Annotated in this window: 15 protein-coding genes; 8 read left to right on the plus strand and 7 right to left on the minus strand. The window is 75.3% G+C overall.

Going from position 1 to position 21,193, the window contains the following annotated elements:
* Positions 1 to 373 precede the first annotated feature (373 nt).
* Entirely contained in the window at positions 374 to 2,248 is a 1,875-nt protein-coding gene (locus ABZ836_RS10325) for an ABC transporter ATP-binding protein (protein ID WP_356133010.1), read from the minus strand.
* Between the two features lie 315 nt (positions 2,249 to 2,563).
* Between ABZ836_RS10325 and ABZ836_RS10330 the strand changes: the two genes are divergently transcribed.
* The 3 genes from ABZ836_RS10330 to ABZ836_RS10340 all read left to right on the plus strand — a co-directional run bounded on the left by ABZ836_RS10330 (position 2,564) and on the right by ABZ836_RS10340 (position 7,430).
* On the plus strand, positions 2,564 to 3,646 hold the full coding sequence (locus ABZ836_RS10330) for a mechanosensitive ion channel family protein (protein WP_356132975.1): 1,083 nt from the start codon (positions 2,564 to 2,566) through the stop codon (positions 3,644 to 3,646).
* Between the two features lie 169 nt (positions 3,647 to 3,815).
* Positions 3,816 to 6,038: an NADP-dependent isocitrate dehydrogenase gene (locus ABZ836_RS10335; protein WP_356132977.1), complete on the plus strand. Its 2,223-nt coding sequence runs from the start codon at positions 3,816 to 3,818 to the stop codon at positions 6,036 to 6,038.
* Between the two features lie 144 nt (positions 6,039 to 6,182).
* Entirely contained in the window at positions 6,183 to 7,430 is a 1,248-nt protein-coding gene (locus ABZ836_RS10340; RefSeq protein ID WP_361141154.1) for a cytochrome P450, read from the plus strand.
* 72 nt (positions 7,431 to 7,502) lie between these two features.
* Here the strand turns inward: ABZ836_RS10340 and ABZ836_RS10345 are convergent, their stop codons facing one another.
* The 3 genes from ABZ836_RS10345 to ABZ836_RS10355 are packed head-to-tail and all read right to left on the minus strand — an operon-like array spanning position 7,503 to position 10,059.
* Entirely contained in the window at positions 7,503 to 7,988 is a 486-nt protein-coding gene (locus ABZ836_RS10345; protein ID WP_356132981.1) for a hypothetical protein, read from the minus strand.
* Complete coding sequence (locus ABZ836_RS10350) at positions 7,985 to 8,629, minus strand: sigma-70 family RNA polymerase sigma factor (RefSeq protein WP_356132983.1); 645 nt, start codon at positions 8,627 to 8,629, stop codon at positions 7,985 to 7,987. Before ABZ836_RS10350 ends, ABZ836_RS10345 begins: the two co-directional genes overlap by 4 nt.
* Positions 8,626 to 10,059 carry a S8/S53 family peptidase gene (locus ABZ836_RS10355; protein ID WP_361141156.1) on the minus strand — a complete coding sequence of 478 codons (1,434 nt, stop codon included), beginning with the start codon at positions 10,057 to 10,059 and terminating at the stop codon, positions 8,626 to 8,628. Before ABZ836_RS10355 ends, ABZ836_RS10350 begins: the two co-directional genes overlap by 4 nt.
* A 146-nt stretch (positions 10,060 to 10,205) precedes the next feature.
* On the opposite strand from ABZ836_RS10355, the gene ABZ836_RS10360 reads away from it, so the two are divergent.
* Positions 10,206 to 12,824, plus strand: coding sequence for a CHAT domain-containing protein (locus ABZ836_RS10360; RefSeq protein WP_356132986.1), 2,619 nt, complete (start codon positions 10,206 to 10,208; stop codon positions 12,822 to 12,824).
* Positions 12,825 to 12,922: 98 nt separating this feature from the next.
* On the opposite strand, the gene ABZ836_RS10365 is transcribed toward ABZ836_RS10360, so the two are convergent.
* Together ABZ836_RS10365 and ABZ836_RS10370 are read right to left on the minus strand one after the other, a co-directional pair.
* Positions 12,923 to 13,966 (minus strand): hypothetical protein, encoded by a 1,044-nt coding sequence (locus tag ABZ836_RS10365; RefSeq protein WP_361141158.1) that lies wholly within the window; start codon positions 13,964 to 13,966, stop codon positions 12,923 to 12,925.
* Between the two features lie 436 nt (positions 13,967 to 14,402).
* The gene (locus ABZ836_RS10370) at positions 14,403 to 14,714 is read right to left on the minus strand and encodes a hypothetical protein (RefSeq protein ID WP_361141160.1); all 312 of its coding nucleotides are present in this window, start codon (positions 14,712 to 14,714) and stop codon (positions 14,403 to 14,405) included.
* A 257-nt stretch (positions 14,715 to 14,971) separates the two neighbouring features.
* On the opposite strand from ABZ836_RS10370, the gene ABZ836_RS10375 reads away from it, so the two are divergent.
* The 4 genes from ABZ836_RS10375 (at position 14,972) to ABZ836_RS10390 (ending at position 19,453) form a co-directional block, all read left to right on the plus strand.
* Complete coding sequence (locus tag ABZ836_RS10375) at positions 14,972 to 16,660, plus strand: hypothetical protein (protein WP_361141162.1); 1,689 nt, start codon at positions 14,972 to 14,974, stop codon at positions 16,658 to 16,660.
* Between the two features lie 4 nt (positions 16,661 to 16,664).
* Positions 16,665 to 17,003 (plus strand): antibiotic biosynthesis monooxygenase, encoded by a 339-nt coding sequence (locus tag ABZ836_RS10380; RefSeq protein ID WP_356138153.1) that lies wholly within the window; start codon positions 16,665 to 16,667, stop codon positions 17,001 to 17,003.
* A gap of 183 nt (positions 17,004 to 17,186) precedes the next feature.
* Positions 17,187 to 18,071: a hypothetical protein gene (locus ABZ836_RS10385; RefSeq protein WP_361141164.1), complete on the plus strand. Its 885-nt coding sequence runs from the start codon at positions 17,187 to 17,189 to the stop codon at positions 18,069 to 18,071.
* A gap of 203 nt (positions 18,072 to 18,274) precedes the next feature.
* Positions 18,275 to 19,453 (plus strand): M14 family zinc carboxypeptidase, encoded by a 1,179-nt coding sequence (locus tag ABZ836_RS10390; protein ID WP_361141166.1) that lies wholly within the window; start codon positions 18,275 to 18,277, stop codon positions 19,451 to 19,453.
* A gap of 157 nt (positions 19,454 to 19,610) precedes the next feature.
* Here the strand turns inward: ABZ836_RS10390 and ABZ836_RS10395 are convergent, their stop codons facing one another.
* Positions 19,611 to 21,191, minus strand: a complete 1,581-nt coding sequence (locus ABZ836_RS10395; RefSeq protein WP_361141167.1) for a zinc ribbon domain-containing protein — start codon at positions 21,189 to 21,191, stop codon at positions 19,611 to 19,613.
* Positions 21,192 to 21,193 lie beyond the last annotated feature (2 nt).

Below are 21,193 nucleotides of genomic sequence, written 5' to 3' on the forward strand. Positions count from 1 at the left end.
TCGGCGACGGCGAGGGCTCCGGCGGCACGGGCCCGGATGGCGTGGGACCGGGCGGTGGCGGGGTGGGACCCGGCGGCGTCGGTCCTGGCGGGGGAGGACCCGGGGGTTCCGGACTCGGGACCGGGTTGGGGCCGGGCTCGGGCACGGGATCCGGGAACGGGTCCGGTCCTGGCCCCGGCGCGGGGGCCGGGCCGGGCTCCGGGAACGGCTCGGTCATGGCGTCGTCTCCCATCCGGTCGCCTCCGGCGGCGCCGCGCCGGTTTCTGGACCTGTTCCACGCCTGCCCGCTCCGGGCGGTCTCACTCACCCCGACGGGGTACCGGCCGCGGGAACCGGCTCCGGCCGTGTGCTCGGGCGGCGGGACCGCGCCCGGTCAGGCCACCGCCTCCGGCACCGTTCCGGTACGCGCCCGGTGGAGTTCGGCGTAGCGGCCTCCGAGGGCGAGGAGCTCATCGTGGGTGCCGCGCTCGACCACGCGGCCGGCCTCCACGACCAGGATCAGGTCCGCGCCGCGGATGGTGGAGAGCCGGTGGGCGACGACCAGCGCGGTCCTGCCCTCGAGCGCCTCGGCGAGCGCCGCCTGCACGGCGGCCTCGGAGGTGTTGTCGAGGTGCGCGGTGGCCTCGTCGAGCAGGACGACGCGCTGGCGGGCCAGCAGCAGCCGGGCGATGGTCATCCGCTGTCGCTCGCCGCCGGAGAGCCGGTAGCCGCGCTCCCCCACCACCGTGTCCAGGCCGTCCGGCAGGGACCGGACCAGTTCCTCGAGGCGTGCCCGGCGCAGCACGTCCCACAGTTCGTCCTCGCCGGCCTCGGGGCGGGCGAGCAGCAGGTTGGCCCGGACCGTGTCGTGGAAGAGGTGCCCGTCCTGGGTGACCATGCCGACCGCCGCGCGCAGCGAGGCCGCGCCCACGTCGCGGACGTCGACGCCGCCGAGGCGGACCGCGCCGGAGTCGACGTCGTAGAGGCGCGGGAGCAGTTGGGCGACGGTGGACTTGCCGGCGCCGGAGGAGCCGACCAGGGCGACGGTCTGCCCCGGTTCGGCGCGGAAGGAGATGCCGTGCAGGACCTCCTCGCCGCCGCGGGTGTCGAGGGCGGCGACCTCCTCCAGGGAGGCCAGCGAGACCTTGTCGGCGGACGGGTAGGCGAACCGCACGTCGTCGAACTCCACGGAGAGCGGGCCGTCGGGCAGGTCGCGGGCGTCCGGGCGTTCGCGGACCAGCGGCTCGAGGTCGAGGACCTCGAAGACCCGCTCGAAGCTGACCAGCGCGGTCATCACCTCGACGCGGGCGCCTGCCAGCGAGGTGAGCGGGGCGTAGAGCCGGGTGAGCAGCAGGGCGAGGGCCACCACGGCGCCGGGTTCGAGGCTGCCGCGGAGCGCGAACCAGCCGCCGAGGCCGTGGACGAGGGCGAGCGCCAGGGCGGAGACCAGGGTGAGGGCGGTCATGAAGACCGACTGGACGGTGGCGGTGCGGATGCCGATGTCGCGGACCCGGCGGGCGCGTTCGGCGAACTCGGCGGACTCCTCCTCGGGTCGGCCGAAGAGCTTGACCAGGGTGGCGCCGGGGGCGGAGAAGCGTTCGGTCATCCGGGTGCCCATGGCGGCGTTGTGGTGGGCCGCCTCGCGCTGGAGGCGGGCCATCATCGAGCCCATCCGGCGCGCGGGGACCACGAAGACCGGGAGCAGCACCAGGGCGAGCAGGGTGATCCGCCAGGAGAGGGTGAGCATCACGACGAGGGTGAGCACGAGGGTGACGAGGTTGCTGACCACGCCGGAGAGGGTGTTGCTGAAGGCGCGCTGGGCGCCGATGACGTCGTTGTTGAGGCGGCTGACCAGCGCTCCGGTGCGGGTGCGGGTGAAGAAGGCGACGGGCATCCGCTGGACGTGGTCGAAGACGGCCGTCCTCAGGTCGAGGATGAGGCCTTCGCCGAGGGTGGCGGAGAGCCGGCGCGCGACGACGCCCACCACCGCCTCCACCACGGCGATCAGCGCCATCAGCAGCGCCAGCCGCACCACCAGGCCCTCGTCGTCGCCGGAGACGACGGCGTCGACCACCCGCCCGGCGAGGACGGGGGCCGCCACCGCGAGCAGGGCGGTGACCACCCCCAGGGCGAGGAACAGCGCGATCCGGCGGCGGTGCGGGCGGGCGAAGGCGGCGACGCGGCGGAGCGTGGCGCGCGCCAGGGGGCGGCGGACCTGGTCGTCGGCGTTCACCAGGCTGTGGAGCTGCGTCCAGGCGGTGGTCTCCATACTCATGCCGGGAACCGTAGAACCTCAAGTTCGCTGGAGGTCAACGCCGTCGCGGCCCGGGCCCGCGGCGCGGCGGCCGGGCCGTCGCAGCGGCCACGACGGAGCAGCGGGTGACGGGCCTCCGGTACCGGTCCGTCAGAGCTCCTGCCGGGCGGGCCGGGTGACGTTCCGTCGGCCGTCTGGGGCAGGATGTGTCCGCCCGCCCGGCTCGCACGCTTGTCCGGGCGGGGAGCGGCAGATCCCCCCGAAGAACCGAACAGGTGGCAAGGTGACGAGACTCCCCCTCCGTCCGACGGCGAGCTCCGGAGGCGCCCGGTGAACCGAGCGCTGGAGCTGCAGGACCTGATCCGCGCGGGCGTCGCGGTGGGCGCCGGCCTGGTGCTGGCCTTCCTGGCGCGGACGCTGACGCGCTGGCTCGGCCGGCACGCGGAACGCACCCGCTGGCAGGGCGACGACGTGATCGTGGGCATGCTGCGCACGGTGGCGCCGTGGGCGGCCGTGCTCGGCGGACTGGCGACGGCCTCGGCGCTGCTGCCGCTGACCGACGCGGTGGACCGGACGGTGGGCCGGTCCCTGACGGTGGTGATGATCACCGTGGTGACGCTGGCCGTGGCCCGCGGGGTGGGCGGCATGATCGGCACGATCACCCAGGCGCGGTCCGGAGTGGCCTCCTCGGCCTCGATCTTCGCCAACATCACCCGGGTGTCGGTGGTGGCGCTGGGGTTCCTGGTGATCCTCCAGTCCCTCGGCATCTCCATCGCCCCGCTGCTGACCGCCCTGGGGGTCGGCGGTCTGGCGGTGGCCCTGGCGCTGCAGGACACGCTGGCCAACCTGTTCGCCGGCATCCACATCCTCGCCTCGAAGACCGTCCGCACCGGTGACTACATCCGGCTGACCAGCGGCGAGGAGGGGTACGTCGTCGACATCAACTGGCGGCAGACCACCATCCGCAACCTGTCGCAGAACCTCGTGATCATCCCCAACGGGAAGCTCGCCGGGACCAACATGACCAACTTCAGCCGCCCCGGCGAGGACATGACGATCATGGTCCAGGCGGGCGTCGGCTACGACAGCGACCTGGAGCACGTGGAGCGGGTGACCGCCGAGGTCGTCGCCGAGGTGATGAAGGAGGTGGAGGGCGCGGTGCCGGAGCACGAGCCGGCCATCCGCTTCCACACCTTCGCGGACTCGCGGATCGGCTTCACGGCCATCCTGGGCGTGGGCGAGTTCAGCGACCAGTACCGGATCAAGCACGAGTTCATCAAGCGCCTGCACCGCAGGTTCCGGGCGGAGGGCATCAGCGTGCCGCCGCCGATCCACGACGTCACCGTGCGGCAGCAGGATCCGGCGATGCCGCACCAGCGTGCGGCGCAGGCGGCGCAGGGCCTGCCCGGCTGAGCGGGCGCGCGGGCGGGACGGCCGCGGCCCCGGGAGACCGGGGTCCGCGGCCGTCCGCGCGTCCGCGCGGCCCCTCCGTGTCCGGAAGGGGCGGGCCGGGGGTCGCGCCGCCGCGATCACGAGATATCTTGATGTCGAGCAATGTTGCAGACGTGGAGCGGAGCACCCGGTGACTGACTCGACCATCATCTATACGCACACCGACGAGGCGCCGGCGCTGGCGACGTACTCGTTCCTGCCGGTCGTCCGGGCGTACGCGGCCCAGGCCGGTGTCCCGGTGGAGACCCGTGACATCTCCCTGGCGGGCCGGATCCTCGCCGTGTTCCCGGAGTACCTCACGGAGGACCAGCGCATCCCGGACGCCCTGGCGGAGCTCGGCGAGCTGGCCAAGAAGCCCGAGGCCAACATCATCAAGCTGCCGAACATCTCGGCGTCGATCCCGCAGCTGAAGGCCGCCGTGGCGGAGCTGCAGGCGCAGGGCTACGCGCTGCCGAACTACCCGGACGACCCGAAGACCGACGAGGAGCGCGACGTCCGCGCCCGCTACGACAAGGTCAAGGGCTCCGCGGTCAACCCGGTCCTGCGCGAGGGCAACTCCGACCGCCGCGCCCCCGCCTCGGTGAAGAACTACGCCAAGAACCACCCGCACCGCATGGGCGCCTGGTCCTCCGACTCGAAGACCGACGTCGCCACCATGGGCGAGAACGACTTCCGCTCCACCGAGAAGTCCGCCGTGATCGCGGAGGAGGGCTCGCTGCGCATCGAACTGGTTACCGCCTCCGGCGAGACCAAGGTGCTGCGCGAGTCGGTGCCGGTCCTGAAGGACGAGGTCGTCGACGCCTCCGTGATGCGCGCCGCCGCCCTGCGCGAGTTCCTGACCGCGCAGGTCGCCCGCGCCAAGGAGGAGGGCGTCCTCTTCTCCGTGCACCTCAAGGCGACGATGATGAAGGTCTCCGACCCGATCGTCTTCGGCCACGTGGTCCGCGCCTTCTTCCCGAAGACCTTCGCCGAGTACGGCGAGAAGCTGGCCGCCGCCGGCCTCTCCCCCAACGACGGCCTGGGTGGCATCTGGAAGGGTCTGGAGTCCCTCCCCGAGGGTGACGCGATCAAGGCGTCCTTCGACGCGGAGCTCGCCGAGGGCCCGGCCCTGGCGATGGTCGACTCCGACAAGGGCATCACCAACCTGCACGTCCCGTCCGACGTCATCGTCGACGCCTCGATGCCGGCCATGATCCGCACCTCCGGCCACATGTGGGGCCCGGACGGACAGGAGGCCGACACCCTGGCCGTCCTGCCGGACTCCAGCTACTCCGGCGTCTACCAGGCCGTCATCGACGACTGCCGCGCCAACGGCGCCTTCGACCCGTCGACCATGGGTTCCGTCCCGAACGTCGGCCTGATGGCGCAGAAGGCGGAGGAGTACGGCTCCCACGACAAGACCTTCGAGATCGCCGAGGCGGGCACCGTCCGCCTGGTCGACGCCAACGGCGACGTCGTCCTGGAGCAGCCGGTCGAGCCGGGCGACATCTTCCGCGCCTGCCAGACCAAGGACGACCCGATCCGCGACTGGGTCAAGCTGGCCGTCACCCGCGCCCGCGCCACCGGCGACCCGGCCGTGTTCTGGCTGGACGCCGAGCGCGCCCACGACTCCAAGCTGATCGAGAAGGTCAAGGCGTACCTGCCGGAGCACGACACCGAGGGCCTGCAGATCGAGATCATGGCGCCGGTCGAGGCGACCAAGTTCTCCCTGGAGCGCATCCGCAAGGGCCTGAACACCATCTCGGTCACCGGCAACGTGCTGCGCGACTACCTGACCGACCTGTTCCCGATCCTGGAGCTGGGCACCAGCGCCAAGATGCTGTCGGTCGTCCCGCTGATGGCGGGCGGCGGCCTCTTCGAGACGGGCGCGGGCGGCTCCGCCCCCAAGCACGTCCAGCAGCTGGTCAAGGAGAACTACCTGCGCTGGGACTCGCTCGGCGAGTTCTTCGCCCTGGTCCCCTCCCTCGAGCAGTTCGCCAAGGTCACCGGCAACGCCAAGGCCCAGGTCCTGGCCGACACCCTCGACCGCGCCACGGCGACCTTCCTCAACGAGGACAAGTCCCCGACCCGTCGTGTCGGCGGCATCGACAACCGCGGCTCGCACTTCTACCTGTCCCTGTACTGGGCGCAGGAGCTGGCCGCGCAGAAGGACGACGCCGACCTGGCCGCCGCCTTCGCCCCGCTGGCCGAGAAGCTCACCTCCGACGAGGCGAAGATCGTCGAGGAGCTGAACGCGGTGCAGGGCCGGCCGGCCGAGATCGGCGGCTACTACCAGCCCGACCCGGAGAAGGCCGCCGCCGTCATGCGGCCCTCCGCCACCTGGAACGAGGCGCTGGCGTCCCTGGGCGCCTGATTCCCTCGCGGCGTAGCACCGCCCCGCCCGGACTCCGGGCGGGGCGGTGCCCGTTTCCGGGCGGGGTGGCCCGGTCGGGTCCTTCTGGGGCCGCACGGAGCAGCCGGACGCGACACCGGGCCCCGCCCGGCCCAGGGTGGTGCCATGACCCAGGAGATCACCGCCCCGCCCCCGCCGCCGCCCGTCCGGGACTGGGTGCCGCCCGAGATCGACGGCCCCGGCTTCGACCCGCTGCTGGCGGAGCTGATGCGCGAGGGCCCGCTGACCAGGATCCGGCTGCCGCACGGCGAGGGGTGGGCCTGGCTGGCCACCCGCTACGAGGACGTCCGCGCGATCACCAACGACCCCCGGTTCGGGCGGGCGGAGGTGACGCGCCGCCAGGTCACCCGGCTCGCGCCGCACTTCAAGCCGCGGCCCGGCTCGCTGGCCTTCGCCGACCAGCCCGACCACAACCGGCTGCGCCGCGCCTTCGCTGGCGCGTTCACCGTCGGGGCGATGAAGCGGCTGCGCCCCCGCGCCCAGGAGCTGCTGGACCCGCTGGTGGACCGGCTGGTGGCGCAGGGACCGCCCGCCGACCTGATCGCCACGGTGCTGGAGCCGTTCCCGCTGGCCGTGGTGAGCGAGGTGATGGGGGTCCCGGAGGAGGACCGGGAGCGGGTGCACGCCTGGACCCGGCAGATCATCTCCACCTCGGGCGGCGCAGAGGCAGCCGAACGCGCCAAGGCCGGGCTCTACGGGTGGATCACGGAGCGGATCCGGGCCGGGCGCGCGGACGGCGGGGACGGCGGGGACGGCGGGCAGGGCGGCGTGCTGTCGATGCTGGGCGCGGCCGTCGGCCGGGGCGAGCTCTCCGAGGAGGAGGCGATCGGTGTGGCCGGGCCGCTGCAGATCGGCGGCGAGGCGGTGACCCACAACTGCGGCCAGATGCTGTTCCTGCTGCTCACCCGCCCGGAGCTGATGGCCCACCTGCGGGGCGTGCTGGACCGCCCGGCCGGGCGCGACGCCGCCCTGGAGGAGCTGCTGCGCTGGATCTCGCACCGCAGCACCGTGGGGCTGGCGCGGATCGCGCTGGAGGACGTGGAGCTGGCGGGCCGCACGATCGCCGCCGGCGAGCCGGTGTACGTCTCGTACCTGGCGGCCAACCGCGACCCGGAGATCTTCCCCGACCCGGAAGGGATCGACCTGACCCGGGACCCCAATCCGCACCTGGCCTTCGGCAACGGGCCGCACTTCTGCACGGGCGCCGTCCTGGCCCGGCTGCAGACCGACCTGCTGGTCACCACCCTGCTGGAGCGGCTGCCGGGGCTCCGGCTCGCCGTGCCGGCGGAGCAGGTTCCCTGGCGGCGGCGCACGATGATCCGCGGGCCGGAGGCGCTGCCGGCCGCCTGGTGACGGCCGGCCCTCCGGGGCCGGGCCCGGCCGCGGCCCCGGGGTGCGCGGGCCCCGGGGCCCCGTGGGTCGCGGTCAGACGCGCAGCCACTCGGTGACGACGACCTCGTCGCCGGTCCGCACCCTGAGGGCGAACGGGCCGGTGACCTCGACCGGGCAGGAGAACCCGCCGGTCTCGTCCGCCGCGCAGGACGCGGCCGCCTCCGGGAAGGGCCGGGTGAGGACCTCGACGGCCGCCTCGCGGGGCGGCAGGAGCTGGCCGAGCAGTCCGTCCTCGCCTACCTCGACGTCCACGGTGAGGTCGCCGGCCGCGAAGGTGAGCATCCGCGGGCCGTCCTCGGCGCCGCGCACCGGCGCGGCGTCGAGCAGCGAGTCGAAGGTGAGCTCGGCGAGCCGGGCGTCCAGGTCGTGGAGGGCGAAGGCGGCCAGCGCCGCGTCCCGCAGCGCGTGCGGCACCGGGTCGCAGACCAGGGCGGCCTCCCTCAGCAGGGCCTCCACCTCCGCCAGTTGCGCCTCGTCGAAAGGCTCCTCGGCCTCGTCGAAGGTGGTCTCGCCGTTCACAGAACCCCCCGGTCGCTCAAGCGCTTGCGCAGTCTGCGCAGGCACCTCTGTCGAATCGGTCCGATGGACCCCACCGCGATACCCAGCGCCGCCGACACCTCGCGGTAGCTGGGCGGCGGCTGGGCGATGATCAGGCGCAGCAACTGCCGGCAGCGGTCGCCGAGCGCGTCGAACTCCTCCCAGACCGTCCGGTGCCGGTCGGCCTGTTCCGCCTCCGCCTCGGCCTCCAGCACCTTCTGCTCGGGCGAGCAGCTGTCGCAGGGCCGGTCCAGGACCTGCGGGTCGTCGGTGGGCGTCCAGCGGCGCATGGACCGCAGCACCTTCAGGCATTCGTGCCGCGCGGTGGCGGCGAGCCAGGAGCCCGCCTTCTCCGGCTCCCGGATCCGTCCCAGGTGCTGGGCGAACCGGAACCAGGCGATCTGGTAGACCTCGTGGGCGTCGGCCTCGGAGAGCCGGTGCCCCCGGACGACGGACCACACCAGCGGGCTCAGCCCGTCCACCAGTCCACGCCAGGCGTCCTGGTCACCCTCGACCGCGGACTTCAGCAACGCGGCGACTGTCGCTCGTTCCACTCCCCCACCCCTCGTGTACGGCACGTCATGGTACGCCGTACGGAAGTGGGTCAAGGCAGCGGCCGTCATGCCTCGTCCGAGGGCGAGTCGACGGGACGCCAGGTGGGCGGGCGCAGCACGGCCGCCTTGGCGCCGGCGACGGCGACGGCGGCGGTGCTCCTGAGCGAGGAGAGCAGCTCGCGGCGGGCGCGGCGCGGGTCGGTCTCCTTGTGGGCGGCCATGTGCGAGGCGATCATGGCGGCGGCCACCGGGGTGGCGAAGGAGGTGCCGCTCCAGCGGGCGTAGCCGGTGAACTCGACGCGCTCCGGCTCCCCCGGCGACTCGTCGCCGTCGGCGCTGAGCACGCCGGAGCGGACGGGGAAGCGGCAGGTGCACGGGTAGTCGCCGCCGTGCCGGCAGGCGTCGTAGCTGGAGTGCTGGTAGACGTACGGGACGGGCGCGTCGAAGCCGGTGAGGGGGCCGGTGAGGCGCTCGCCGGGGGCGTAGACGTTCACCCAGGGGCCGTGGTTGCTGAAGCAGGCGGGGCCCTCGCCGTCGGCGCGCAGGGCTCCGACGGAGAGCACCGCCTTGGCGTACTTGCCCTTGGCCGCGTAGGCGGCGGGGAAGAACGGGATGTCGTTGCCGTTGTTGCCGGCGGCGGCGACCAGCAGGGTGCCGGGGTGGTCGAGCAGTTCGGCCATGAACCGCTCGAGCCCGATGAGTCCCGCGTCGTCGCCGGTGGAGGTGCCGGCGGAGAGGCTGATCAGGGCGGGCCAGCCGGCCTGCTCGGCGGCGTCGAGGAGGAGGTCGCCGAACTCGGACTCCAGGACGGCCCCGGCGTCGTTGAGGGCGTTGGAGACGGTGATGTCGGTGTGCGGGGCGACGGCGGCCAGGACGCCCGCGATGAAGGTGCCGTGGCCGGCGTACTGCCGCAGCAGGCCCTCGGCGTCCCGCTCGGACTTCTCCAGGTCGCCGTGGACGCCGCCGAGGTGGGCGCAGCGGGCGTGGTCGCTGGTGAGGCCGGTGTCCACCACCAGTACGCCGACGGCCGGGCCGGGGTGGTGGACGGCGGTCGCCGGGGCGGGGTTGGGCGCCTCGCCCGGCTCGGCGGGGACCGGCTCGTCGCCCGGGCAGGCGTTGGGGGTGACGGAGATGACGTGGTTGCGGGAGGCGAGCCGGCGTCCGGCGCGGGCCTCGACGGCGCGCACCGCGCGCAGCGCCCCGGCGACGGCGGGGTCGGCGTCCTCGGCGGCCGCGGTCGGTTCGGCGACCCGGACCCGCACCACGCCGGAGCGGTTGCCGGGCCCGGCGAGGCCTATCCGCTCACGGCGGGCGGCGCCGGGTATGTCCGCGAGACCGCCGCGCACGGTGTCGGCGACCAGGCGCGCGTCCTCCCCGTCGCGCACCAGCAGGTGCCCGCGCTCGTAGAGGTATCCGCCCCGCTCGTCCACGGCCAGTGGCACGTCGGGCATGGAACGTCGGACCTGCTCGCACTGCTCGCTGAACCGCCGTGCCGGCATAGGGTTTCCTCCCCCGTGGACTGCTGATGTCTCGGTGACTACGGCGTCGAGGTGACTGCCGTGTCGTCAGGGAGAGTCTGCCTTACCGGTTCTGATACACCGCCTTCACACCGCACCGGGTGAATGCCCTGGCCAGGGCCACTACGATGCGTCGGGTGACAGCGGGAAGCGGAACCGTCCTCGAACTGCTGCCGATGGTCTTCGCCAGGCCGGCCGTGGCGCTGCGCAGGGCGGAGCGGCTCCTCGAGTCCGGTCCGCCGCCCGAGGACGCGTCGGTGGCCCACCAGGTGATCGGCATCTGGCAGCGCGACTTCGGTGATCTGGACGTGGCGCTGCGCCATCTGCGCCGTGCCCGGGACCTGGCGGCGCTGGCCGGTTCCGCCGACCGGGAGGCCGACGTGCTGGCCACCCTCGGGGTGGCGCTGGTGCACGCGGGCCGGACCCGGCAGGGGCTGGCGGCGTTCGAGCGGGGTGTGCGCCGAGGTTCGGCGCACACCAGGGCGCGGGTGCTGTACCGCAGGGCGTACTCGTTCTGGGTGCTGGGCCGTCACCGTGAGGCGCTGGACGACGTCCGGCGGGCCGTGCCGGTGCTGCGGCAGGCCGAGGACGTGATCTGGGTGGCGCGGTCGCTGACCCTGCGGGCGACGGTCCACCTGGCGCTGGGCGCGGTGGACCGGGCGGCGGCGGACTTCGCGGCGGCGGAGCGGCTGTGGGGCACGACCGGTCAGGACCACGACAAGGCGGACGTGGTCGAGTGGCGGGCGATGACGGCGTTCCGCGCCGGTGACATCCCGGCGGCGCTGCGGCTCTTCGACGAGGCCGCCGAGCGGTACACGGCGCTGGGCACGCCGACCTTCATGCTGAGCATCCGCCGCTGCGAGGTGCTGCGGGCCGCCGGTCTGGCGGCGGAGGCGCTGGCCGAGGCGGACGCCGCGGTCGCCGCACTGGACCGGGTGGGCGGGCAGCGCACCCGCAAGGCGGAGCTGCTGCTGGCGGCGGCCCGGGCGGCCGGTCCGGCGGGCGTCCCGGAGACGGCGGTGGACCGGGCGGCCGCGGCGGTGCGGCTGTTCTCCCGGCAGCGGCGGCCGTGGTGGGAGGCGCACGCGCGTCTGGTGCTGGCGGAGGCGCGGTTCGCGGCCGGGCGGCGCACCGGCCGCATGGTCGCCGGGACCGCCGCCCTGGCCGAGCGGCTGGCCTCGTTCGGTTCGCCGTCGGCGCCGGAGGCCTCGCTGCTGGCGGGCCGGATCGCGCTGGCCCTGGACCGGCCGGCGGAGGCCGAGCGGCAGCTCGCGCTCGCCGCCCGGGCCCGCCGGAGCGGGGCGCCGCAGGCGCGGGTCACGGGCTGGGTGGCGCAGGCCCTGCGGGCGCGGGCGGCCGGTTCGCGCCGCGGGGTGCTCCAGGCCTGCCGGCGCGGGCTGGACGTGCTGGACGAGCACCGCACCACGCTGGGCGCCCCCGAGCTGCGGGCCCGGGTCACCGAGCAGGGCGCCGAACTGGCGGCGCTGGCGCAGGAGGCGGCGCTGGCCTCGGGCGGGTCGCGGCGGTTGCTGGAGTGGAGCGAGCGGTGGCGGGCGGCGGCGCTGGCCGCGCCGGTGGCCCGGCCTCCGGCGGAGCCGGAGCTGGTGGGCGCCCTGGCGTCGTTCCGTGAGATCGCGGCGCGGGCCGAGGAGGCGCGCCGGGACGGCCGCCCGGTGCCCGCGCTGGAGCGTGAGCAGCGGCGGCTGGAGCGGGACATCCGGGCGCGGACCCTGCGGGCCCGGGGCGGGCGCGAGGGGGACGGCCGGCGGTTCGACCCGGCGGCGCTGCTGGAGCGGCTGGACGGCGACGGGACGCAACTGGTCGAGCTGGTGGTGCTGGACGACCGGGTGCGGGTGCTGCTGTGCCAGGGCGGCCGGGTGCGGCGGTTCACCGGCGGGCTGCTGTCCCGTGCGGTGGCGGAGGCCGAGATGGTGCAGGCCGGGCTGCGGCGGCTCGCCCACCCCGGCGGCGCGGCGCGGCTGCCGCTGCTGGAGGCCGCCGGGCGGCGGCTGGAGCAGCTGCTGCTGGGCGACGCGGCGGAGGCCCTCGGGCCGGGGCCGGTGGTGGTGGTTCCGCCGGGGCGGCTGCACCGGGTGCCGTGGGCGCTGCTGCCGTCGCTGCGGGAGCGGGTGGTGAGCGTGTCGCCGTCGGCGGGGGCGTGGCTGCGCGCGCGGGAGACCACCGCGCCGGTGATGGGGCGGCACGTCCTGGTGCGCGGGCCCGGGCTGGCGACGGGCGGCGCCGAGGTGCCGGAACTCGCGGACCACTACGGTCGGTTGACGCTGCTGGAGGGCGGCGGCGCGAGCGCCGGGGAGGTGCTGCGGGCGCTGGACGGGGCGTCGCTGGCGCACATCGCCGCGCACGGCGTCTTCCGTGCCGACAACCCGCTGTTCTCCTCGCTGCGGCTGGCCGACGGTCCGCTGATCGTGCACGACTTCGAGCGGCTGCGGCGGAGCCCGTACCGGCTGATCCTCTCCAGCTGCGACACGGCGCGGCTGGCGCCGGTCGGCTCGGACGAGCTGCTGGGCCTGGTCACGGCGCTGCTGCCGCTGGGCACGGTCGGTGTCGTGGCGAGCAGCGCGCCGGTGAACGACGCGGCGGTGGTGCCGTTGATGCTGGCGCTGCACAAGGCGCTGGCCTGCGGCCTGTCGCTGGCCGAGGCGCTGCGGGACGCCCGCGCGGCGCTTCCGGGCGACGCGGTGCACCAGGCGACCGGGTGGGCGTTCACCGCCTTCGGGGCGGCGTGAGCCGCGGGGCGCGGCGGGGCGGGGCGGGGTCGGCGGGCCCGGGGGGGGGCGCCGCGGCCGGTGCGGGCGGTCGGTGCCCCGCCGCGGGGGCGGGCGGCTCAGTCCTCGCGGCCGGCGAGGCGTTCGGCGCGGGCCTCGGCGGTCGCCGCCCGGCGGCGTGTCTCCCCGAGGCTGCGGGCGGCCTCGCGGGCGCGGTCGTGGGCGGCCCGCTGCTCGGCCTCGGCGGTTCGGGTCCCGGCGCGGGCGGCGCGCAGTTCCTGTTCCAGTTCGGCCACGCGTCGCTTCAGGTCGCCGACGCGGTCGGACGCCTCCCGGGCCTCCCGGTCGGCGTCGGCGGCCTCCTCCTCCGCCTCCGCGAGGGCGCGGGCCGCCTCCGCGGCCTCCCGCCGGGCGGCCTCCCGTTCACGGCGGCGCTCCCGCTCGGCCGCCTTGCGTTCGGCCGCCTCCCGCTCCGCCGCCTTCTGTTCGGCCGCCTCCCGCTCCGCTGCTTCCCGCTCCGCCGCCTCCTGTCCGGCCGCCTCCCGTTCGCGGGCGCGCCGGTCCTTCGCCGCCGAGCGGTCCCCGCCGCGCGGGGCGGCCCGTCCACGTGACGGCGGCTCGTCCGCCTCCGCCACCTGGTCCGGCGGCGGCACCAGCCGGAGGTCGGGCGGGGCCGCGCCGCCCAGGGCGGCGGCGAAACCGGGCGCGGCGGTGAGCGGTTTCGCCAGCCGCCCCTCCGCCCAGGCCCCGGCGGCCTCGGGATCGGCCAGGACGGCACGGAGGGTTCCCTCGACCTCCTCCCGCGCCCCTTCCCCGACCCGGTGGCCGGCCGCCGCGGTCAGCTCGACGGCCTGCCGGGCGAGTGCGGCGACGAGCAGGTTCTGCTGCCGGGACAGTTCGCGCAGCGATCCGCCGTCCAGGTCGAGGTGTGCCTGCCGCAGGGCCTCGCCCAAGCCGAGCAGCGGTTCGATCTCCTCCTGGCGTTCCCGGACCAGCAGGTTGCAGGCCCAGGCGGAGAGGGTCGGCTTCCGCAGGGCCTTGATGCTCGCGGCCAGCTTCCGGTCGCCCTCCTCGCGGGCCTGCGCGGCGCGCTCGTCGCGCAGGCCGGTGAACGCGTCGGGGCGCGCCGCGTAGAGCTCGTCGGCGACCGCCTCGAAGTCCACTCCGCGCCTCCCTCCGTCCGGGACACCGAGTCTGTCACCGTTCGTGCGGGCACCCACGGCGGACGTCCTCCGTCCGGCGGAGCCGGAGCACACCCGAGGCCGATCCGCCAGGGCACCAACTGCGCGCCGACGCCGAGCTGTCGGCCGTCCGACGGACTCGACTCCCTCGCGGGGTCGCCGCCCGGTGTGCGGGGCCCGCCCGTCGAGCCCGGTGACCACGCATCCCGCGGCCTCGCAGGCACGGGGCCGGAAGCGCGCGGTGACCGCGGGGTGGGTCAGCAGGCGGGCGGCGAGGAAGCTGGGGGCGTTCGGGGAGGGTGGGTCGAGGTCGACCAGGGCGGACCCGGACCGCGCCGCGGCGACCGCCACCCGCGCGTCCGTGCCGTCGGTCCCCTCGCCCGCCGTCCGTGTGCCGCGAGCGTGGGCGGTCGACGGATCACACGCTCGCGAAGGCGGAGATCAACGTGTCGGTCCGCAGCCGGAGTTCGCGGTTCGGAAGGCCGGTGACGGTGACCATCAGGACGTCGCTGCCGGCGGCGCGGGCGAGCGACACCTCGACCTCGGCGCGGGTGCCCGCCAGGGGGTAGGCGTACCAGCCGTCCGGGCGTTCGTCGTCGGTGTCCTCGATGCCCGCCGCCACGGTCTGCCAGTCCGCGCCGTCGAAGGCGTGGCCGACGTAGTGGGAGAGCAGCTGGAGGAAGGGCAGGAGGTTCTGGCTCCATATCCAGCCGCTGACCGGCTCGGCCATGTTCCCTCCCGCCAGGGGGGTCCGCCCCCGGATCTCACCTTGCCCGAAACGGTCCCCGTCTGCGACCCTCCCCGCATGACAGAACGAAAGGACGTCCGGGCCCTCGTCCGGTGACCCGCACAGCATCGTAGGACCTCGGCGGTCCCCTCTCCGACGGGCCGTCGCTCCTCGACCTGGCCCGCACGCCGAAACCGTCCCTCCCCCCGGAACCGTGCCCCGGCGCGTCGGGCCGCGGCGACCGTGCCGCGCCCCGCCTCGTGGCCACGGTCGCCCGGCTCGTCTCGTCCTCACCGCCCTCGCGCGACCTGCTGGCGGTGCTGGACCGGCAGCTCCGGCGGATCCGGTGGGACGTCCAGGAGCACCGGCTGAAGGCGCTGTTCCGGCACCGGGCGCTCCGCCCCGACCGTCTGCGTGCCCTGGCCCGCTGGCTGCTCCGGCACTCCACGCACGCCGACGCCGTGCGCCTCGGCATCCAGCTCCTCGGCCTGGTCGGCACCGAGGACGACGGCGACCTCGAGGTCCTCACCACCCTGGGCACCCTGGACGCCTTCTCCCGGCAGGCCGTGCCGGCTCTGGAGCGGTGCTCCCGCGAGGCGTGGCGTGCCCTCTTCGAGGTCGCCCGGCGGTCCGAGGGGTGGGCCCGTGCGACCGCGGTGGGACGCCTGGAGGGCGCGACCGACCCGGAAATCAAGGAGTGGCTCGTCCGGGACTCCTGCACCGGCGACGTCCTCGACGGCTACCTCGCCCTGACCGCCGCCCGCACCGGCGACCTGGCCGGCTTCCTCTCCCGCGAGGTGCTGGACGCGTCGGCCCTGGACGGCGCCTCCCGGCTCGTGGAGGCGCTCACCGACCTTGACGGCCCGGGCGCCTCGCTGGGGTCGTATCCGGAGGCGGTCACCGCCCTGGAGGCGTTGCTGCGTCACTGCCGGACCGGAGGCGTTTCCCTGCGGCGGCTCTCGACGCTGCTGTCGGTCGACGCGTTCCTGGACTCCTGTCGCCCGGTGGACCCGTGGACCGACCCCCGGGTGCCGCACGTGCGTGCGGAGGTGAAGGCCCTGGTCACCGGCCCCGGGGCGCGGCGGCTCGTCCTGGACGGACTGGGGTCGGACGAGGAGCGCGTCTTCCGCCGGGCCGCGTGGGCCGCCCGGCGGACCGGCGTCCGCGCGCACTCCGCGCTGCTGGCGCGGGTCGAACGCACGCCGCTCGACTCCGGCTTCTGGTACCTCCTGGTCGACGGCTGTCCGGCGGACGACATCTCCGGCGTCGTCGCCGCCGCGGAACGTCTGCTCCCCCTGGCCGAGTTGCGGACGGGGCCGTCGACCGACGTCGGTCTCGGCCGGGAGTTCGGGACCGACCAGGTCCTGGACGTGATCGTCAGCCGCCTGGGCGCCCATCCGGGCCACGGCTGGAACCTGCTGGCCACCGCCCTGCGCAACCGGACCACCCGCAACCGCCGGATGGCCCTGAACGCTCTCGGCGAGTGGCCGGTGCATGCCGTGCCGGCCGCCGCCGTCGCGCTGCTGGAGACGGTCGCCGAGGAGGAACCGGACGCCGAGCTGCGGGAGTCGACGCGGGCTCAGCTGCACCGGCTGGCCCCGGACGGGCATCCTCCGCCGGAGGTGGAGCCGCACCCGGTGGTCCCCGACGAGGTCCTCGCCGCGCACCGCACGGCGGTCGTCGCCGGCCTGGAACTCGGCGAGCACTTCCGGGTCCACGGCCCGGTCGCCGGGTGGGACACCGAGGCCCGTGCCGTGGGAGCCGAGTTGCAGCGTGCCTGCGAGGCGGCCGGGAACGCTCTGGACCGGGCCGTCCGCGACACCGGGCCGAGGGAGTCCCGGGCGGGACGCCGGGCGCTCGGGCGCACCCTCGCGCGGGCGGCGGAGGGCGTGGCGGACGCCTGGCGTGCGAGCCGCCTCGATGGGTCCCGCGGCGGTACGGCAGGATGAGGGCATGAGCGTCGTGAAGATCAACGTCCTGAACGTGCCGGCCGAACAGCGGGAGGTGCTGGAGAAGCGCTTCGCCTCGCGGGCGCACGCCGTGGAGAACTCCGACGGGTTCGAGTGGTTCGAACTGCTCCGTCCGGTCGAGGGCACCGACACCTACCTCGTCTACACGCGCTGGCGCGACGAGGCGTCCTTCCAGGCATGGATGGAGGGTCCGATGAAGTCCGCGCACCAGAACGGCGGCCAGGCGGAGGGCGAGCGCCCGAAGCCGGCGGCGAGCGGTTCCACGCTGTGGTCGTTCGAGGTCGTCCAGCAGGCGGGGCCCGGTGGCGGGCAGAGCGCCTGAACCGTCATCCACCGGCCATGGGCCGCTCCCGCGACACCCGAGGGTGACGCGGGGGCGGCCCTTCTCGTTGTCCGGCCTCCACCGCCCTTCGAGTTGAACACGTTCAAAAGCGTGGCAGGATGATGCCGACGGCCGCACCCGTGCGGACCGCCGTCCGCGGCATGCGGTGAAGGGGGAGGGAACATGGCCGGTCGAGGCCGGAACTACGCCTGGATGCTGACGATGTCCCTGCTGGTGCTGGGGTTCGAGGCACTGCTGGGGCTGGTGGCCGTGATGGTGTGGGGGGCGACCCTGGAGAAGGCCGACGTCGGCCCCAACGGCCTGGTACTGGTGGGCCTGGTGGTGCTCCTGCCGGTCGCCGCCCTGGTGGGAGCCGTGGCCGCGGCCGTGCTGTCGCACGTGGTGGTGCTGCCGGCCGTCTGGCTGGGCGACGCGCCGGCGCGGTTGTTCCGCCGGCGGCCGGGGTGGTGGTGGGTGCTCCTCGCGGCGGTGGCCGTTCCGCTGCCGGTGGTGGCGCTGGTCGAGTGGCGGAACGGCCACGGCCTGGGACCGGCGACCCTGGCCCGGTGGGCCCTGGTGGCCGCGGTCGCGGTGCCGCCGGCCCTCCTGTGCCGGCTCCGCGGGCCGGGGCGCGGCTGGGCGCCGATCGGCGTGGTGGCGCTCTGGGGCGTCGGCGCGGTGGTCGGAGCCGGCCTGTTCGGCGGGGTGGCGCTGGCCACCGGCGTACTGGAGTCCTACGAGCCGCCGCGCGTCTCCCGTGAGGTCCTCACCGGCACCTGGTCCGACGGCGAGGAGGGCGTCCTGGTCCTGCGTCCGGACGGCACCGCGACGGCCACCGGGGTCGCCCGGTTCGACTTCGAGGAGCGGGTGGCCCCGTGCGGCGGGGAGGGCACCTGGTCCTTCGACCCCGGCGCCGGCACCTGGGAGCAGTCGATCGAGATCGTGGTCCCCGGGTGCGCGCAGGACGACTGGCAGCTGATGGGGACCTCGGAACGGCCCACGCTGTACTCCTACATCGGCGATCCGGACTCCGTGGACCTGTACGAGCTCACCCGGCTCGACGACTGACACCGGGCACGGCCTCCCGCGCCGCGTGCGGGAGGGGGTGTCGCCGCGGGCGGGGAGCGGCGGGGGCGGCGGGCCGCGAGGACGCCGGAGGGATCGGCGGCCAAAAAACCCGTGTATCGGCCATGTTCACAGCGGGTTCCGGCTTCTAGGGTGATCACGCACCATCCCCCGGGACGTTGTCCGCAACAACTGAGGAGCAGGGAATGACTGTGCGCCGTTGGATCGCGGGGCTGGCCGGCATGGCGCTGACCGCCGGACTGGGCACCGCCGCCGTCACCGTGACCGCCACGCCCGCGGCGGCGATCCCGCCGACCTCGCACTGCGGGACCGAGGCCTCCGGCTCCGGCAGCAACGGGTTCGTCGACCACGCCCAACTCACCCGCGCGCTGCGGCAGGTGGAGGCGAGCACCGGCGGCACCGTCGACGTCGAGGTGGCCGGCCACTCGCAGCAGGGCAGAGCCATCCACACCGCGCGGGTCGGCGAAGGCGACCAGGTCGTCCTCGTCCAGACCCAGATCCACGGCAACGAGATGCACGGCACGGAGGCCGTCCTGGAGCTGCTCAAGCGGTGGGGCGCGGACACCCCCGCCGCGCGGGAGCTGCGGGAGCGGGTCACCGTCGTGGTCATCCCCCGCCTGAACGCGGACGGCGGCGAACTCGACCGCCGGCAGAACGCCATGACCTGGGACGAGGTCGTCGCCGACTTCCCGCAGCTGGCCGGCGTCTCCCCGGCGTGGAACTACAACGCCCGCGTGGGCGGCTTCGACGTCAACCGGGACTTCAACCCCGACCTGGACTACGTGCCCGCACCCCAGGACTTCCCGGGCACCAGCGCGGACACCGGCTGGTACGTCACCCCGGAGGCCCAGACCTCCCGTGACGTCTACCGGTCGCTGGAGGCCGAGTTCGGCACCGTCGACTACTTCGTCGACCTGCACAACCAGTGGTCCTGCTACGCCACCGAGGACCTGGAGCACATGTCGCCGCTGTCCATCTCCGCCAAGTTCATCGACGATCCCGCGGAGTTCGGCGACTGGCCCGAGTTCGACCTGGAGGCCTCCAAGCGGGCGAACGTCGCCGTGTACGAGGCGCTGCAGGACCAGGGCCGGTCGGGCTTCGGGCACCTCACCCTGTACCCGCAGGACACCAACCTCCCGGGCACGGCGCTCGGCTCCTACCAGCTGCGGGGCTCGGCGGTCGTCCTGTTCGAGACCTCGTCGCAGACGCAGTACGACGGCATGAAGCGCAACGGCATGCTCGCCAAGCAGGTCGAGACCGGCCTCGGCGGACTGGTCGACGCGGTCGCGGACGGCTCGGTGGACCGTCTCGACGAGGGCGTCTACGACTCCATCCCGGAGCGTGTCACCCTGCCCGCGGACTGACGCCTCCCTCGGACACCGTGCGGGGCCCCGGCCTGTTCGGCCCGGGCCCCGCGTGCACCGAGCCGTGGACGCCGGGGGCGGGCGGACGAGGGCCTGCTCCATGGACGACTGGGAGCGCCTGCCGCACGGGCAGTCGAAGGTGCGCGTCCGGCGGCGGTCAGCTCCGGGCGAAGAACTCCACCTCCGCCAGGGCCAGATGGCGGCCCTCGGTCAGGCCGACGGGTGAACGCAGCGTGATGCGCACCGCCTTGGCGTCGCTGACGCGGATGGGGAAGGTCTGCGGGCCCGGCTTGTCGCTGAGGGTGAGTTCCTTGCGCCGCAGCTCACCGTCCGCGGTCGTCACCTCGAGGTCCAGGCGGAGCGCGCGGGCCTGCCGGGGGTAGGACTCCGGTTTCTTGGACGGGCCGTTGGTGACGATCAGGTCGACGAAGCGGAACGGCTTGCGGAAGGTGTAGGTCACCGAGGCCCCGGCCGCCGGTGCTCCCCAGTAGCGGTTGCTGAGCCCGTCGGTGGTGTGGGTCGCCGGATGCCCGGACGTCGCGGCGCTCGCCTCGACGCTCACCGGGGTCACCGGCTTGGACTTGCCGAGCTTGTCCCGGGTGTCCTCGACGAAGGCGCGTCCGGCCGGCAGCAGCAGGACGCCGCCCGCGCACAGGGCCGCCAGCACGACCAGGACGACCAGGAACCGCGTCGCCCTGCCCGAACCGGAGCGCACCCGACGGCGGAACGGCCACGTCGTCCGCCACCACGGGAGCGGCTCGGGCTTCTCGGCAGCGCTCAGCACGGTCGCGCAGCGGCGGCAGAACCGGCGGCCCGCTGCGTTGAGCGCGCCGCACGCCGGGCAGGGCGTGCCGTCCTCCTCCTGCGGCGTCGCCGCCGCCGGCCGCACGACGGGGCGCGGAGCCACCGCCTTCGCGGGCCGCACCGGTCCGACGGCCGAGGGGGCCGGAGCGGGGCGGGGGCTGTCCGCGGCGGCGGGAGTCACGGCCGAGGGGCTGGTGGGAGGGTTCGGGCGCGCGGCGGAGGCGCGGGCCGAGGCCGCCGGGGAGGGAGCGTCCGCGTCGGCCTGCGGGGTGGGGCGGGTGGCTGGACGGGAGGCGGCGCCGGGGCCCGAAGCGGTGGCGGCGCCGGTGCCGGCGGTCCCGGTGCCGGCGGTCCCGGTGCCGGTGGAGCCGGTGCCGGTGGAGCCGGTGCCGGTGGAGCCGGTGCCGGTGGTCCCGGTGCCGGTGGAGTCGGTGCGGGCGGTCCCGGTGCCGGTGCGCGGTTGCGTGTCGGCGGCTCCGGACGCGTGCGGGGCCGGTGGGGTGCCCGTCTCCCCCGCCTCGCCCCGGTTCCGCCACGTCCGACGGGCCCGCGGTGACGCGGCGCGTGACGGTGGGGCAGGCGGCGCGGCCTCCCCCGCCGGGGCGGCGGCGGACAGCCCGGTCGCCGCCGGGGGCCCGGTCGCCGCCGACGGCTCGGACGCCGGCTCGGGCGCGGAGCCCGCCGCAGCCGCGGAGGCGGCCTCGGGCGCAGAACCCGCGGAGCCGGCCGAGGGCCCCCGGGTGGCCGACGGCGCGGCCGCGGCCGACGGCCCCGCGGCGGTCGGCGCGGCCTCCGGGGTGGCCGGGGGTTCCGACGCCGCGGGCGGCGTGGGCGCGGCAGGCGTCGGCTCCGACCAGCCCAGGTAGGCGCCGCAGTTGCCGCAGAAGTCGTCGGTGGGGCCGTTGAGCACCCCGCACGAAGGACACGCGCGCATGG

Origin of the sequence: Streptomyces sp. NPDC047130 (assembly GCF_040643475.1) — a bacterium.
In the GTDB taxonomy this organism is placed as follows: domain Bacteria; phylum Actinomycetota; class Actinomycetes; order Streptomycetales; family Streptomycetaceae; genus Streptomyces.

Coding starts and splice junctions, on each gene's coding strand:
- ABZ836_RS10325 (WP_356133010.1), bottom strand. CDS start 2,248: ATGGAGACCACCGCCTGGACGCAGCTCCACAGCCTGGTGAACGCCGAC.
- ABZ836_RS10340 (WP_361141154.1), top strand. CDS start 6,183: ATGACCCAGGAGATCACCGCCCCGCCCCCGCCGCCGCCCGTCCGGGAC.
- ABZ836_RS10350 (WP_356132983.1), bottom strand. CDS start 8,629: ATGACGGCCGCTGCCTTGACCCACTTCCGTACGGCGTACCATGACGTG.
- ABZ836_RS10355 (WP_361141156.1), bottom strand. CDS start 10,059: ATGCCGGCACGGCGGTTCAGCGAGCAGTGCGAGCAGGTCCGACGTTCC.
- ABZ836_RS10360 (WP_356132986.1), top strand. CDS start 10,206: ATGCGTCGGGTGACAGCGGGAAGCGGAACCGTCCTCGAACTGCTGCCG.
- ABZ836_RS10370 (WP_361141160.1), bottom strand. CDS start 14,714: ATGGCCGAGCCGGTCAGCGGCTGGATATGGAGCCAGAACCTCCTGCCC.
- ABZ836_RS10380 (WP_356138153.1), top strand. CDS start 16,665: ATGAGCGTCGTGAAGATCAACGTCCTGAACGTGCCGGCCGAACAGCGG.
- ABZ836_RS10385 (WP_361141164.1), top strand. CDS start 17,187: ATGGCCGGTCGAGGCCGGAACTACGCCTGGATGCTGACGATGTCCCTG.
- ABZ836_RS10390 (WP_361141166.1), top strand. CDS start 18,275: ATGACTGTGCGCCGTTGGATCGCGGGGCTGGCCGGCATGGCGCTGACC.
- ABZ836_RS10395 (WP_361141167.1), bottom strand. CDS start 21,191: ATGCGCGCGTGTCCTTCGTGCGGGGTGCTCAACGGCCCCACCGACGAC.